A 14,602-nucleotide genomic window follows, 5' to 3' on the forward strand; every position below is an offset into this window, starting at 1 on the left:
ATGGCCGGTCGACACGCCGGTGACGGCCACCAGATGCCGATGATCAACGGGCTGCACTGACAGGAGAACCCGCATGGCCGTGTCGTTCGAGCTCACCGAGGACCAGGTCGAGCTGCAGAAGTGGGTGCACGAGTTCGCCGCGACCGTCGTCCGCCCGGCGGCCGCCGAGTACGACGAGCGGGAGGCCTTCCCCTGGGAGGTGCTGCAGGAGGCGGCGAAGATCGGGCTCTACTCGCTCGACTTCTTCGCCACCCAGTGGTTCGACGAATCCGGCCTCGGCATCCCGCTCACCATGGAGGAGCTCTTCTGGGGTGACGCCGGCATCGGGCTGGCGATCGTCGGCACCACGCTGGCCGCGGCCTCGGTGCGTGCGAACGGCACCGACGAGCAGGTCGGCCAGTGGATCCCGGCCATGTTCGGCACGGAAGCCCAGCCGAAGGTCGCCGCCTTCTGCTCCTCGGAGCCCGACGCCGGGTCCGACGTCGGCGCCATGCGGACGCGGGCGGTCTACGACGAGGCGACCGACGAGTGGGTGCTGACCGGCACCAAGACCTGGGCGACCAACGGCGGGATCGCCGACATCCACGTGGTCACCGCCGTCGTGGACCCCGAGCTCAAGGCGCGCGGGCACGCCAGCTTCGTCGTCCCGCCGGGCACGAAGGGCATCAGCCAGGGGCAGAAGTTCCTGAAGCACGGCATCCGCGCCTCGCACACCGCTGAGGTCGTCCTCGACGAGTGCCGCATCCCCGGTGACTGCCTGCTCGGCGGGCGGGAGAGGCTGGAGGAGCGCCTCGCCCGTGCCCGCGAGGGCGCGAAGAGCGGGCGCACCCAGCCCTCGATGGCCACTTTCGAGCGCACCCGGCCGGCGGTCGGCGCGCAGGCCGTCGGGGTGGCGCGGGCCGCCTACGACTACGCGCTTGACTACGCGAAGCAGCGGGTGCAGTTCGGCCGGCCGATCATCGAGAACCAGGCGATCGCCTTCCAGCTCGCCGACATGCGGACGCGGATCGACGCCGCCCGCCTGCTCGTCTGGCGGGCCGCGTGGATGGCGCGCAACGGGCAGCAGTTCACCGCGGCCGAGGGCTCGATGTCCAAGCTCGTCGCCGGGGAGACCGCGGTGCGGGTCACCGAGCAGGCGATGCAGATCCTCGGCGGCAACGGCTACACCCGCGACTACCCCGTCGAGCGCATGGCGCGGGACGCGAAGATCTACACCATCTTCGAGGGGACCTCGGAGATCCAGCGCCTGGTCATCGCCCGCACGATCTCCGGCGTGCAGATCCGGTGACGCGAGTCGCCGCCCCGGCAGGGTGGTGACGACGGCGTCGGGCACCCGCCGGGCGCCCGACGAGCGTCCCGTGACCTGACAACCCGCCGGACGGCGTTCGGCACAGTTTCGACTGCATCCACGAGCGCGTCGGCCGGTCGTCGGCGATCCAGGATCACGAACGGGTAACGCGCAGGCACGCCCGTGCCAGGCGGCGTTGCGCCACCGGAGCGCCGGAGTGCGCGTGGTCCCGTGCTCCGTCGCCCGGCTCCGGGCGTCCGCGCCCGGCGTCCCGGGTTCGATCATCACGGGGGTCGGCGTGCGTTCCACGTCTCCATCTCGTCGTGCCCTGGGCCTCGTGGCCGTCGGTGCGATGGGCCTCTCCACGACAGTTCTCGCGGTCGGCGGCGTCGCGCAGGCGGACCTGCCCACCGACATCTCCTGGGGCACCACGTCGGCGTCGACGATGACGGAGCCCATCCCGGCCGGCGTGTGCGCCGTCGACTGGGTGGTGTCGGGGGCGTCCGGTGGCGGCGGCAACCACAGCAACGGCGGTTTGGGTGGGCGCGTCGAGGCCCGCCTGCCCGCGACCCCCGGCCAGGTCTTCGAACTGGTGGCCGGCCAGAGCGGCGCCCCGTTCGACATCCCGGGATTCGAGGGACTAGGCGGCGGCAGCGGCGGTCAGCCCAGTGGTGGCAACGGTCACTTCGGCGGTGGCGGCGGCGGGCGCAGCGCACTCCTCCTCGACGGCTCGCCGCTGATCATCGCCGGCGGCGGCGGTGGTGGCGGCTACTACGTCGGCGGGGGGAACGCCGGCCCGGTCGGCGTGAAGGGCGTCGACGAGTCGGCGGGCGTCCTCGGCGGCACCGGCGGCACGGCCTCGGCGCCCGGCGCCGGCGGCGCGTCCGGCTGGAGCTCCGGGACGGGCGGCGACGGCATCGGCGGGGTCGGTGGTGCGGCCACGGGCCACAATGCGGGCGGTGGTGGCGGCGGCCTCTACGGCGGCGGCGCCGGGGGCAGCGACGGTGAGGACGGCGCCGGTGGCGGTGGTGGCTCGAATCTGGCGCCCGAGACGGCCACGGTGAACGGTGTCAGTGAGATCGGCGGCAACGGCTCGGTCAGCGGAAACTACGTCGACTGCCCCGCGCCGAACGCTCCGACGCTGACGGCCCTGACCGCGGGCGACGGCTCGGCCACGGTCGCCTTCACCCCCGGCACCGACACGGGGACGGCGGTCACCGGTTGGGAGTACCGGGTGGACAAGGACGCCTGGGCACCGTTGACCACGACCTCGACCAAGGATGGCGCGCGTACCGGCACGGTCCCGGGTCTGACCAACGGCACGCCGGCGATCGTGGTCGTGCGCGCCACCAGTGGTCGGGGACCGGGCGCGATCAGCAACGCGCTGACCGTCACGCCGTCCGCCCCGGTCATGAGCACCCCGCCGGCTCCGGAGCCGACCCCGGAGGAGAAGGCGGACACCCCCCGGGTGCCGGCCACGGTCCCCACCACGTCGCTGACCCTGACCACCGACAAGGGTGACATCACCAGCGCCGCCCCGGGCGACGAGCTGGTCGTCATCGGCACGGGCTTCCGGCCGAACTCGACGGTGGCCATCGTCATCTACTCCGAGCCGCGGCTGCTGGGGACCGCGACCACCGATGGCAACGGCGACTTCCGCACGGCGGTGACCGTGCCGGCCGATCTCGCGGCGGGCCAGCACAGCCTGGTGGCTTCCGGCTTCGCGCCGGACGGCACGGAGCGCTTCCTCCGCCTGGACGTCACCGTCGCCGCACCCGCCGAGGACGAGACGACGGCGCCCACCGGCGCCGGCACCACGCTGGCCTCCACCGGTGCCGACATCGCCGTGCCGGTGGTGGGCGGACTGGTGGCGCTCGCCGCGGGTGGCGCGCTGCTGCGTGCCGCCCGCCGTCGCGCCGCCTGATCCGTACGGCCGCACGACGCATCTGGGGCCCGGGTCCCGCCCTCACCGGCGGGCCCGGGCCTCCGGCGTCCCACGGCGCGTCGGATCACGCTGAGCACCTGTTCCGTCACTTAACATCTGGCGAGGCGCGCCACGGGCGTGCACGCAGGCCGACGACCGGGGGCACGGTATGGCGGACCCGGACCGGGGACGGCGCGAGGACGACACCCGTCCCACGCAGCGGTGGGACCGCGTCGCCGAGCCCGACGTGGTGCCGGTGCTCGGTCGCCCGCCCGTACCGCCGGTATCCAGTCGCGCCGCCGCGCCGCGGTACGGCGCGCGCCCGGCCGGGGGTGGCAGCCCGGCGGGCACCGTCGCCGACGCCCCTTCGGCCGAACGCCCGTGGGACGACGGGCCGTGGGACGAGCACTGGGACCAGCTCGTCTCGGACGACGGGTCCTGGGACGACATCCCCTCGGACGGCGGCACCTCGGTCGATGGCTCCTGGGACGACCAGTCGTGGGACGACCAGTCCTGGGACGACCCGTCGTGGGACGACGACGGCGAGGAGCCGGCCGGCGGCCCCCGGCGCCGCGAACCGCGGTGGCAGGTGGTGTCCCGCGGCATCGGCGAGCTGTTCGTGACGGCCGGTCTGGTGCTGCTCCTGTTCGTCGTCTACGAGGTGTACGTCACCGACCTGCTCACCGACCGCCGGCAGGGCCAGCTCAGCGCCGAGCTGCAGGAGCGCTGGGAGGACGCCCCCGCCGACGCCGGCCTGGTCCAGGTGGAGATCGGGGACGCGTTCGGCGTCCTGCGGATCCCGCGGCTGGGCGAGGACTACGCGCGCGTCATCCTCGAGGGGACCACCGAGAACGAGCTCTCGCAGGGCCCGGGCCACTACGCCGACACGGCGATGCCCGGTGAGCCCGGCAACGTCGCGCTGGCCGGCCACCGCGTGGGCAAGGGCTCGCCCTTCCTGGAGCTGGACGCGATGCGCGCCGGCGACCCGATCGTCGTGGAGACCGCCGACACCTGGTTCGTGTACCGGGTGCTGGGCGACCCGGCGACCGGCGACGTCGACGCCGACCCCAGCGGGATCCCCGGCATGCAGATCGTCAGCCCGAGCGACGTCTCGGTCATCGCCCCGACGCCGAACGCCGATGTCGCCGTCGGGCCGACGGGCTCCTACCTCACGCTCACGACCTGCCACCCGCGGTTCTCCGCGAAGCAGCGGCTGATCATCCACGCGGAGCTCGACGGCGCGGGCATCCCCAAGGCGGAGATGCCCGACGGCCCGCCGGCGTTGCGCGAGAGCTGACCGAGGAGGCTGCGATGTACGGCTGGATCTGGCGTTCCCTGCCCGGCGGGAGGGGCGCGAAGACGCTGGAGGCGCTGGTGCTGGCGCTCGCCGTCTGCGCCCTGCTGCTCTTCGTCGTCTTCCCCTGGGTGGAGCCGCAGCTGCCCTGGAACGACGTCACCGTCGACGGCTGACCCGGCTCACCCCCGGTCGAGCGCGCTCAGCACGGCGTCGAGCACCCGGGTCGCGCCGAAGCGGACGACGTCGTCGCTGACCAGCCCGGTCTCCGCCGCGGCGGACCCGACCGCGGCCCGGGCGTCGGCGTCGTCCAGCCCGGCGGTGTTCAGCGCGACGGCGGCGACCCGCGCGGGGCGCACCCACCCGGCGGCCTGCTCGTAGCCGCGCACGATCTCGCCCAGCGACGGGAGCGCGGTGCCCGGGTAGTCGGCGATCGCGGTGCGCCCGGCCCGGTGGCACAGCACCAGCGCGTCCGCCGAGGAGCCGTGCAGCAGGCCGAGCGTCACCCCCGAGTAGGCCGGGTGGTGGATCGAGCCCTGGCCCTCCAGCCAGAGCAGATCACCACGGGTCGCCCCCTCGCGCACCAGCCGGTCGGCGGCGCCGGCGACGAAGTCGGAGATCACGTGGTCCACCGCCATGCCCCACCCCGAGATGGCGACCCCGGTCTGCCCGGTGGCCACGAACACCGAGCGCAGCCCGCGGTCCCGCGCGGCCTGGTCGAGCTCCAGGACGACGCTCATCTTCCCGATCGCGCAGTCCGAGCCCACCGTGTGCACGACCCGGGCCCCGACCGGCCCGGTAAGCGGCACCCCGAGGTCGTCCGGCACCGCCCGCAGGTCCCGGATCCGGACCCCGGCCGCCCGGGCGGCCGCCGCCAGTTCAGGATCGGCGCCCAGATCCGTGTGCAGCCCCGCCTCGACGTGCATCCCCAGGCGCAGCGCCGCGAGCAGCGTCCGCCGCCAGGTGTCGGTCAGCCGGCCCCCGAGCGGGGCCACGCCGAGCAGCACCGTCGTCGCGCCGAGCTCCCGGGCCGCCGCGACGTCGGCGACGACCGGCACGGGGCGGGCGCAGAACGGGACGACGTCCACCGCCCGCTGCCCGGCGTGGACGTCGTCGATCACGCACACGACCTCGCGGGCGCCGTAGCGCAGCACCCCGTGGGCGGTCTTGGCGTAGGACTCCGCGAGCTGGCCACCGGTGAGGACGGCGAGCCGTTCGGCGCTCACGCCGCATCCTCCGTGACGAGCCCGAGCCCCGGTGCGTCCGGCAGCACCAGCCGCCCGTCCCGCAAGCCCAGGCCGGTGAACGGCTCGTCGCTGATCAGCAGGTGGCCGTCCAGGTCGACCAGATCGGCGAGGGGGCCCAGCTGGGCGGCCTGCGCGATGCCGAGCTGCGACTCGATCATGCAGCCGAGCATCACCCGCAGGTCCAGCGCGGCCGCCGCGGCGATCATGCGGTGGGCCTCGCGGATGCCGCCGCACTTGGCCAGCTTCACCACGATGCCGTCCGCGTAACCGGCGATGCCGGCCACCGAGGCCAGGTCCTTGCAACCCTCGTCGACGAAGACCGGGAGCCGGCCGGGCAACTCGCGGTAGCGGGCGAACGAGTCCAGGTCGGCTGCCGGGAACGGCTGCTCGATCATCTCGACCCCCAGCTCGCGCAGCCGGGGCAGGAGGTCGCGGGCCTGGTCGAGGGTCCAGCCCTCGTTGCCGTCGATCCGCAGCGGGGCGTCGGTGACCGACCGGATCGCCTCCAGCCGGGCGAGGTCCTCCGGCCCGCCCACCTTCACCTTGTAGACGGCGAAGCCGGGGGCGCGCCGGACCCGGGCGGCGGTCTCGGCCACGGTCGTGATCCCGATGGTGAAGCTCGTCGGCGGGAGCACCCCGTCCAGCCCCAGCAGCCGCCAGACCGGCAGGCCGTAGCGGCGGCCCACCCAGTCGTGCACCGCCCCGTCGAGGGCCATCTTCGCGCCCTGCGGGCCGTCCCAGGCGCGCAGCCGGCGGGCGATGCCCTCCAGGTCGCGCAGGTCGTCGCCGAGCAGCGCGCGCCCGTCCGCGGCGACGGCGTCGGCCATCGCGGGCACCGACTCGCCCCAGTAGGCCACCGGCGCGCCCTCGCCGTACCCGCGGACGCCCCCGTCGGCGAGCCCGACCACGAGCACCTCCTCGGTGTCCACCGACGAGCGGGCGATGGTGAACGTGTCGCGCAGGCGCAGTGTCAGGCGACGGCAGGTGAGTTCCACGGGGTGAGTCTGGCGGGCCACGGCCGGGATGTCTCGAACAGGCAACGATCCTGCTCAGCGGTCGGTTCGGGTTGTCGGCCGGCAGCGACGGGGTCAAGGTCGGAGGTGGACGACCTGCCCCGACCCCGGAGGTTCCCGTGCGCACCACCCGACTCCTGTCCCTGGGCGCCGTCGGCGCGCTCGCCCTCTCCGCCTGCGGCGGCGGTGGGGAGAGCGTCGACACCGGTGGCGGCGGTGGCGGCGGCGGGGACAACGTGCTCGTGGCCGCGGTGAGCGCGCAGCCCGACAAGCTCGACCCGCACACGACGACGGCCTACCCGGCGTTCCAGATCCTGGAGAACGTCTACGACACCCTCGTCGTCCCGGCCGCCGACGACCTGACGATGGAGCCCAGCCTGGCCGAGAGCTGGGAGACCAGCGAGGACGGGCTGACCTGGACGTTCACCCTCCGCGAGGGCGTCACGTTCCACGACGGCAGCGAGTTCGACGCCGCCGACGTCGTCTACTCGTACAACCGGATCATCGACGAGGAGCTCGCCAACTCGTACCGGTTCGCCAACGTGGAGTCGGTCGAGGCGGCCGATCCGCAGACCGTCGAGATCACCGTCAGCCAGCCGACGCCCAACCTGCCGGCGCTGATCGGCGGCTTCAAGGGCATGGCGATCCTGCCCGAGGGCGCGGCCGAGGAGTTCGACCTCAACACCGAGGCGGTCGGCACCGGCCCGTTCCAGCTGGAGAGCTCGGACGCGAGCAGCACGGTGCTGACCCGGTTCGACGAGTACTGGGGCCAGGAGCCCACGCTCGACGGGGTCGAGTTCCGCTACATCACCGAGCCGGCCGCGGCGCTCACCGCGCTGCAGAACGGCGAGGTGCAGTGGACCGACAACATCCCGCCGCAGCAGATCGAGTCGCTGGAGGGCGACGACGCCGTCGAGCTGGCCACCACGCCCAGCGTCGACTACTGGTACATGAGCATGAACTACGACCGGGAGCCCTTCGGCAACCCGCAGGTGCGGCAGGCGATCGCCACCGCCATCGACCGCGCCGCGGTCACCGAGGCGGCCCGGTTCGGGGCGGCGCAGCCCAACCAGACCGCCATCCCCGAGGACAGCTTCTACTACTACGACTACGCCCCGTTCGAGCCGAGCGCCGAGGAGGCGCAGGCGCTGCTGGAGCAGGCCGGCGTCCAGACGCCCATCACGATGGGCCTGATGGTCACCGACGAGTTCCCCGAGACCGTCACCGCCGCGCAGGTCATCGCCAGCCAGCTGCAGCCGATCGGGATCAACGTGGACGTCCAGACCGTGGACTTCGCGACCTGGCTGGACCGGCAGAGCCAGGGCGACTTCGACGCCTTCATGCTCGGCTGGCTGGGCAACATCGACCCGTTCGACTACTACCACTCGCAGCACATCACCGACGGCTCGAACAACTACCAGGGCTACAGCAACCCCGAGGTGGACCGGCTGCTCACCGAGGCGTCGACGGAGACCGACGAGGACACCCGCAAGGACCTCTACGACCAGGCGGCGCAGCTCATCGTCGACGACGTCTCCTACGTGTACCTCTACAACCCTGACGTCGTGCAGGCCTGGGCGCCGGGGCTGTCCGGGTACGAGATCCGCGCCGACAAGGCGATCAACTTCGAAGGCGTGGAGTTGCCCTGACCGGCTACGTCCTCCGGCGGATCGGCCAGTCGGCGGTCGTCCTCGCCGGAGTGAGCGTCATCGTGTTCGGCCTGGTGCACCTCGTACCGGGCGATCCGGTGCGGCTCGCCCTGGGCACCCGCTTCTCGCAGCAGAGCTACGACGCCCTCCGCGAGCGGTCGGGGCTGGACCAGCCGCTGGTCGAGCAGTTCTTCGGCTGGTTCGGCCGGGCCCTGACCGGGGACCTGGGGGTCAGCTTCCGCAGCGGCGAGACGGTGACCTCCCAGATCGCCGAGCGGCTGCCGGCCACGTTGACGCTGGCGTTCGCCGCGATCCTGGTCGCCCTGCTCATCGCCATCCCGCTGGGCACGATCTCGGCGCTGCGCCCGCGCTCGCTCGTCGACCGGGTCGCCACCGTGATCAGCCAGTTCGGCATCTCGGTGCCCGACTTCTGGATGGGGATCGTGCTGATCCTGGTCTTCGCCGGGACGCTGGGCTGGCTGCCCTCGGGCGGGTACGTGCCGCTCAGCGAGGACCCCGGAGCCTGGTTCCAGCGGCTGCTCATGCCGGCGTTGGTGACCGGCGTGGTCTCCGGTTCGGTGATCACCCGGTTCGTCCGGTCCAGCATGCTGGAGGCCCTGGGCGCCGACCACGTGCGGACGGCGCAGGCCAAGGGGCTGCCGCAGCGGCAGGTCTTCTCCTGGCACGTGCTCCGCAACGCCCTGCTGCCACTGGTCACGGTGACCGGCGTGCAGCTGGCCTACCTGCTGTCGGGGGTGGTCGTCGTGGAGATCGTCTTCTCCTGGCCGGGGCTGGGTCAGCTGGCCCTGCAGGCGGTGCAGGCCCGCGACTACCCGGTGCTGCAGGGTGCCATCCTGCTGTTCGCGCTGGTCTTCCTGGTGATCAACCTCGTCGTCGACCTCCTCTACACCGCCATCGACCCGCGGATCCGCCGATGAGCATCCAGCCGACCCCCGGGCCGCCGCCCTACCAGGAGCCGAGCGGCGAGCGCCGCCCGGAGGCCCCCGAGGAGCCCCCGGGCGGATCGCCGCAGCGGGAGTCGCGGTCGGCGCCGCCCACGCTGCGCCCGGCCCGCCCGCGCTGGCGGGAGACGCTCGGCCTGCTGGCGCGCAACCCGACGGCGGCGATCGCCTCGGCGGTCCTGCTGCTGATCGTGGTCGTGGCCTTCTTCGACGACACGTTCGCCCCGGAGGGGGCCAACGAGATCTCGGTGACCGACCGGCTCCAGTCGCCCAGCTGGGAGCACCCGTTCGGCACCGACGACCTCGGCCGGGACATCCTCAGCCGGGTCATCCTCGGCGCCTCGGTGTCGCTGCGGGTGGGCTTCCTCGCCGTCGGCTTCGCGCTCGTCGTCGGCACCCTGATCGGCCTGCTCGCCGGCTACTACGGCAAGTGGGTCGACGACGTCCTGATGCGGTTCATGGACATGCTCTTCGCGTTCCCCGCCGTGCTGCTGGCGATCGCCGTCCTCGCCGTCCGCGGACCCGGGTCGGGCAACACCGCGCTGGCGATCGGGATCGTCTACACGCCGATCTTCGCCCGGGTCACCCGCGCGAGCGTGCTGGGCGTGCGCGAGGAGGTCTACGTGCGGGCGTCGCGGTCGGTGGGGGCCTCGGACTGGCGGATCCTCACCCGGCACATCCTGCCGAACGCCGCGCCGCCGATCATCGTGCAGACCTCGATCAGCCTGGCGTTCGCGGTGCTGGCCGAGGCGGCGCTGTCGTTCCTCGGTCTGGGCACCCAGCCGCCCAACCCCTCGTGGGGGCTGATGCTGGCCGAGGGACGCGGCTACATCGACCTGGCCTGGTGGCTGGCGTTCTTCCCGGGGATGGCGATCTTCCTGACCGTGCTCTGCTTCAACCTGCTCGGCGACGGGCTCCGCGACGCGCTGGACCCGCGGCAGCGCACCCTGATGGCCGGGGGTGGCAAGTGAGCGGCGAGCCGGTGCTGGAGGTCGAGGACCTGCGGGTGCGGCTGCGCACCCCGCGCGGGCCGGCCGACGTCGTCAACGGGCTGAGCTACACCGTCGGCGCGGGGGAGACGGTCGCCGTGGTCGGGGAGTCCGGCAGCGGCAAGAGCGTCTCGGTGCTGGCGCTGCTCGGCCTGCTCCCCGCCCGGGTGGCGACGGTGACCGGCCGGGCGCTGCTGCAGGGCGAGGACCTGCTGACCATGTCACCCGAGCGGCTGCGCCAGGTGCGCGGCCCGGGCGCCGGCATGGTGTTCCAGGACCCGATGACCTCGCTGAACCCGGTGCTCACCATCGGCCGGCAGCTGGTCGAGGGCATCCGGGCGCACGGCGACGTCTCCAAGGCCGACGCCCGGACCCGCGCGGCGGACCTGCTCCGCGAGGTCGGCCTGCCCGATCCCGAGAAGGCGCTGGACCGCTACCCGCACGAGCTGTCGGGCGGCATGCGCCAGCGGGTGGTCATCGCGATCGCGCTGAGCAACTCCCCGTCGCTGCTGATCGCCGACGAGGCGACCACCGCGCTCGACGTCACGGTGCAGGCGCAGATCATCGACCTGGTCGAGAAGCTGCAGGCCGAGCACGGCACCGGCGTCATCTGGATCACCCACGACCTCGGTGTGGTCGCCGGGATCGCCGACCGGGTGCTGGTCATGTACGGCGGCCGGTGCGTGGAGGACGGCACTGTCGACGACGTCCTGGAGCGCCCGGCACACCCCTACACCCGTGGGCTGCTGGGCTCGCTGCCCGACCTGGCCGCACCGGTGGGCCCCGACGGCGAGGTGCCCGAGCTGACCGCGATCCCGGGTCTGCCGCCGCCCCCCACCGACCTGCCGCCGGGCTGCGTGTTCTGGCCGCGCTGCCCGGTGCGGGCCGATCCGCGCTGCGAGACGGAGCAGCCGCCGCTGGCGGTCGTCTCCCGCGCCGCGGCCGGCGGGCCGGTGGGCGCGACCGCGTCGAGCGCCTACGCCGGCGAAGGGTCGGGGAAGGGCGCGGGGCTGCCGCACCGCGCGGCCACCTGGTGCACCGAGGGCACGGACGGGGGGAGCCCGGCATGAGCGAGGACGTGCTGGTCTCCGCCCGCGGCCTGGAGGTGCACTTCCCCGTCGGGGGCGGCGGCCTGCGCCGGGCGCCCGCGAGCGTGCTGCGCGCCGTCGACGGCGTCGACCTGGACATCCTGCGCGGCGAGACCCTTGGCCTGGTGGGGGAGTCCGGCTGCGGGAAGTCGACGCTGGGCAACGCGCTGCTGCGGCTGGTGCCGCCGACCGGGGGGACGATCACCTTCGACGGCACCGACGTCACCTCGCTGGACCGCCGCGGTCTCAAGGAGATGCGCCGCCGGGCCGGAATGGTGTTCCAGGACCCGTTCGCCTCCCTCGACCCGCGGCGCACCGTGGCCCAGACGGTGAGCGAGCCGCTGGAGGTGCACGGCCTGCGCTCGGGCAAGCGCGAACGCGCGGCGCGGGTGGGCGAGCTGCTGGAGCTCGTGGGCCTGGACCCGGTGGTGGCCGGGCGCTACCCGCACGAGTTCTCCGGTGGGCAGCGCCAGCGCGTCGGCATCGCCCGGGCGCTGGCGGGGGAGCCGGACTTCCTGGTCTGCGACGAGGCGATCGCCTCCCTCGACGTGAGCGTGCAGGCCCAGGTGCTCAACCTGCTGCGCCGGCTGCAGCGGCAGCTGGGGCTCACCCTGCTGTTCATCTCCCACGACCTCTCCGCCGTCCGGCACATCTCCGACCGGATCGCGGTCATGTACCTGGGGCGGATCGTGGAGATCGGGCCCGCGGCCGCCGTGGGCAGCGAGCCGCAGATGCCGTACACGCAGGCGCTGCTGTCGGCGGTGCCCGTGCCGCACCCGGCGCAGGAGCGGGCGCGGGAGCGGATCGTGCTGCACGGCGACGTCCCCTCGCCCTCCGACGTCCCCTCGGGCTGCCGGTTCCGCACCCGCTGCCCGTACGTCTTCGAGCCGTGCGACGACGTCGACCCGGCGCTGCAGCCGGCCGGGTCGCCCGGCCAGCTGGCCGCATGCCACCTGCACGGCGTCGCCGGCACCCCGGTGACGAAGACCCCGGAGGGCGTCACCGCCGACCCCTGAGGGTCGGGGTCAGACGGCGGGGCCGACCAGCCGGGGGCGGGCCGCGGCGATCCCGACGGCCGTCTGACCCACCACCACGACCAGCAGGAGCAGCAGCCCCGGGACCCACTCCCCGGTGGCCTCGTGCAGCAGGCCGACGCCCAGCGGGCCGGTGGCGGCCAGCAGGTAGCCCACGCTCTGCGCCGACGCGGACAGCCGGCCGGTCTGGGCGACGTCGCGGGTGCGCTGCAGGATCAGCGCCATGGCCAGCGGGAAGGCCGCTCCCGTGCCGATGCCGTAGAGCAGCGTCCACAGCAGCGGGGCCGCGGCCGGGGCCACGAGCAGCCCCACGATCGCCACGATCACCGGCACGGTGCCGACCAGCACCCACCCCTGCTGGCCGGGGCGCCGCGCGGCCAGCGGCGGGACCACCAGGGAGGCGGGGACGCCCAGCGCGGCGGCGAGCGCCAGCAGGCCGCCGGCCGCGACTGGGGAGACGCCGGCCTCGGCCTGGAGGATGTCGGCCAGCCAGGTCAGCATCGCGTAGAACGAGAGCGACTGGAGCCCGAAGAACAGCGTGACGGCGAGCGCCACCCGGTCGCGCAGCACCGCGGTGCGGGCGCCCGAGGGGGCGGGCGGCGGAGGGGGGACGTCGCGCCGAGCACGGGCGAGCGCGGCCACGGCGACCAGGGCGGCCAGCACCGGCACGCCCCACAGCAGCAGGCCGACCACGGCGCTGCCGGCCGCGGCGGCCAGCGGTTGCGCCAGCCCGGCCCCGATGCTGGCGGACGCCGCCATGGAGGCGACGATCATCCCCACGACCACCGCGCTGCGCGCGCCGTACTCCGCACGCGCGACCGCGGGCAGCAGCACGTTGGCGATGGCGATGCCCCCGGTGAGCAGCACGGTGCCCACGTAGAGCCCGGGCGTGGCGGCCAGTCGCAGCAGGATCCCGATCGCCAGGAGGGCGACGCCGAGCAGCACGGCGCGGTGCACGCCGACGCGGCCGGCGAGAGCGGGGGCGAACGGTGAGATGAGCCCGAAGCAGACCAGCGGCAGGGCGGTGACGACGGCGAGCGCGCCCGTGGAGAGCGTCAGCTCGTCGCCGAGCTCCCCGAGGAGCGGGCCCACGGCGGCGAAGGGCGCGCGCAGGCAGAGCGCGACCAGGACCATCGCCACGGCCGGCAGGGCCAGCCGCCATGCGGGGCGGGTGCGGGTGCCGGTACCGGTCACGACCGGGAGCTGCGGCCGAGGTCGTGCTCGATCTGGGTGGCGGTCTCCAGCAGCGGCGGCACGTACTCGTCCTCCAGTTGCTCCAGCGAGGTGCGGCTGGCGCTGACCGAGAGGTTCACCGCGGCGACGACGGCGCCGCTGCGGTCGCGGACCGGTGCGGCGGCCGAGCGCAGCCCCTCCTCCAGCTCCTGGTCGACCATCGCGTAGCCCTGCGCCCGCACGGTGGCCAGCACGCGGCGCAGCTCCGCGGCGTCGGTGACGGTGCGCGAGGTCAGCGCGGGCAGCTCCGCCCGCGCCAGGTAGGCGTCGAGCTCCTCGTCGGGCAGGCCGGCGAGGAGGACCCGGCCCATGGACGTGGCGTGGGCCGGGAAGCGGGTGCCGACGGTGATCATCACGGTCATGATGCGCTTGGTGTGCACCCGCGCCACGTAGACGACGTCGTCGCCGTCGAGCACCGACAGGGAGGAGGACTCCTCGACCCGGGCGACCAGCGCCTCCAGGTGCGGCTGCGCGACCTCGGGCAGGGTGAGCCCGGACAGGTAGGAGTAGCCCAGCTCCAGGACCCGGGGGCGCAGCGAGAACTCCCGGCCGTCGGCGCGCACGTAGCCCAGCTGCACCAGCGTGAGCAGGAAGCGGCGGGCGGCCGCCCGGGTGAGCCCGGTGGCGCGGGCGACCTCGCTCAGCTGGAGCCTCGGGTGCTGGGCGTCGAAGGCGCGGATGACGGCGAGACCGCGGTCGAGGGACTGCACGAAGGTGCCGTCCCGGACGGGCACCGGCCGCTCGTCGGGCACGGAGGTCACGGCGCTCCTTCGGTCGGATCGGTGGTGAGCGGCATCACTGTACGGTGCGCATCGGGAACGCGCGTGCGGTATGCGCACGGATACGGCACGGTCACGACCGTTTGACGTGACAGCGCTCAC

Annotated in this window: 13 protein-coding genes; 9 read left to right on the plus strand and 4 right to left on the minus strand. The window is 74.0% G+C overall.

Going from position 1 to position 14,602, the window contains the following annotated elements; genetic code table 11:
- Positions 1-73 precede the first annotated feature (73 nt).
- From ACI79K_RS16400 to ACI79K_RS16415, 4 genes are all read left to right on the plus strand, one after another.
- Positions 74-1,288 (plus strand): acyl-CoA dehydrogenase family protein, encoded by a 1,215-nt coding sequence (locus ACI79K_RS16400; protein WP_456600226.1) that lies wholly within the window; start codon positions 74-76, stop codon positions 1,286-1,288.
- A 337-nt stretch (positions 1,289-1,625) separates the two neighbouring features.
- The gene (locus ACI79K_RS16405; protein ID WP_456600227.1) at positions 1,626-3,212 is read left to right on the plus strand and encodes a fibronectin type III domain-containing protein; all 1,587 of its coding nucleotides are present in this window, start codon (positions 1,626-1,628) and stop codon (positions 3,210-3,212) included.
- Positions 3,213-3,381: 169 nt separating this feature from the next.
- Positions 3,382-4,509 (plus strand): class E sortase, encoded by a 1,128-nt coding sequence (locus ACI79K_RS16410; protein ID WP_456600228.1) that lies wholly within the window; start codon positions 3,382-3,384, stop codon positions 4,507-4,509.
- Between the two features lie 14 nt (positions 4,510-4,523).
- Entirely contained in the window at positions 4,524-4,682 is a 159-nt protein-coding gene (locus tag ACI79K_RS16415) for a hypothetical protein (protein WP_456590603.1), read from the plus strand.
- Positions 4,683-4,688: 6 nt separating this feature from the next.
- Here the strand turns inward: ACI79K_RS16415 and ACI79K_RS16420 are convergent, their stop codons facing one another.
- On the minus strand, positions 4,689-5,732 hold the full coding sequence (locus ACI79K_RS16420; protein WP_456600229.1) for a DUF1611 domain-containing protein: 1,044 nt from the start codon (positions 5,730-5,732) through the stop codon (positions 4,689-4,691).
- The gene (locus tag ACI79K_RS16425) at positions 5,729-6,748 is read right to left on the minus strand and encodes a dipeptide epimerase (RefSeq protein WP_456600230.1); all 1,020 of its coding nucleotides are present in this window, start codon (positions 6,746-6,748) and stop codon (positions 5,729-5,731) included. The genes ACI79K_RS16420 and ACI79K_RS16425 overlap by 4 nt, the downstream gene beginning before the upstream one ends.
- A gap of 137 nt (positions 6,749-6,885) precedes the next feature.
- Here ACI79K_RS16425 and ACI79K_RS16430 point away from each other — a divergent pair, with 137 nt between their 5' ends.
- The 5 genes from ACI79K_RS16430 to ACI79K_RS16450 are packed head-to-tail and all read left to right on the plus strand — an operon-like array spanning position 6,886 to position 12,470.
- Entirely contained in the window at positions 6,886-8,415 is a 1,530-nt protein-coding gene (locus tag ACI79K_RS16430; protein WP_456590606.1) for an ABC transporter substrate-binding protein, read from the plus strand.
- A complete protein-coding gene (locus tag ACI79K_RS16435) occupies positions 8,412-9,353 on the plus strand; it encodes an ABC transporter permease (protein ID WP_456590637.1) in 942 nt (313 codons plus the stop codon). Before ACI79K_RS16430 ends, ACI79K_RS16435 begins: the two co-directional genes overlap by 4 nt.
- Positions 9,350-10,348, plus strand: coding sequence for an ABC transporter permease subunit (locus ACI79K_RS16440; RefSeq protein WP_456600231.1), 999 nt, complete (start codon positions 9,350-9,352; stop codon positions 10,346-10,348). Before ACI79K_RS16435 ends, ACI79K_RS16440 begins: the two co-directional genes overlap by 4 nt.
- Entirely contained in the window at positions 10,345-11,436 is a 1,092-nt protein-coding gene (locus ACI79K_RS16445) for an ABC transporter ATP-binding protein (RefSeq protein WP_456600232.1), read from the plus strand. The genes ACI79K_RS16440 and ACI79K_RS16445 overlap by 4 nt, the downstream gene beginning before the upstream one ends.
- Positions 11,433-12,470 carry an ABC transporter ATP-binding protein gene (locus tag ACI79K_RS16450; protein ID WP_456590609.1) on the plus strand — a complete coding sequence of 346 codons (1,038 nt, stop codon included), beginning with the start codon at positions 11,433-11,435 and terminating at the stop codon, positions 12,468-12,470. The genes ACI79K_RS16445 and ACI79K_RS16450 overlap by 4 nt, the downstream gene beginning before the upstream one ends.
- Before the next feature lie 9 nt (positions 12,471-12,479).
- On the opposite strand, the gene ACI79K_RS16455 is transcribed toward ACI79K_RS16450, so the two are convergent.
- On the minus strand, positions 12,480-13,682 hold the full coding sequence (locus tag ACI79K_RS16455; RefSeq protein ID WP_456600233.1) for an MFS transporter: 1,203 nt from the start codon (positions 13,680-13,682) through the stop codon (positions 12,480-12,482).
- A complete protein-coding gene (locus ACI79K_RS16460) occupies positions 13,679-14,482 on the minus strand; it encodes an IclR family transcriptional regulator domain-containing protein (protein ID WP_456590611.1) in 804 nt (267 codons plus the stop codon). Before ACI79K_RS16460 ends, ACI79K_RS16455 begins: the two co-directional genes overlap by 4 nt.
- Positions 14,483-14,602 lie beyond the last annotated feature (120 nt).

It is taken from the genome of Blastococcus sp. SYSU DS0616, from assembly GCF_054051015.1.

Bases quoted from the DNA above. Each gene is read 5' to 3' on its own strand.
- ACI79K_RS16400 (WP_456600226.1), top strand. From the start codon at position 74: ATGGCCGTGTCGTTCGAGCTCACCGAGGACCAGGTCGAGCTGCAGAAG.
- ACI79K_RS16440 (WP_456600231.1), top strand. From the start codon at position 9,350: ATGAGCATCCAGCCGACCCCCGGGCCGCCGCCCTACCAGGAGCCGAGC.
- ACI79K_RS16415 (WP_456590603.1), top strand. From the start codon at position 4,524: ATGTACGGCTGGATCTGGCGTTCCCTGCCCGGCGGGAGGGGCGCGAAG.
- ACI79K_RS16450 (WP_456590609.1), top strand. From the start codon at position 11,433: ATGAGCGAGGACGTGCTGGTCTCCGCCCGCGGCCTGGAGGTGCACTTC.
- ACI79K_RS16410 (WP_456600228.1), top strand. From the start codon at position 3,382: ATGGCGGACCCGGACCGGGGACGGCGCGAGGACGACACCCGTCCCACG.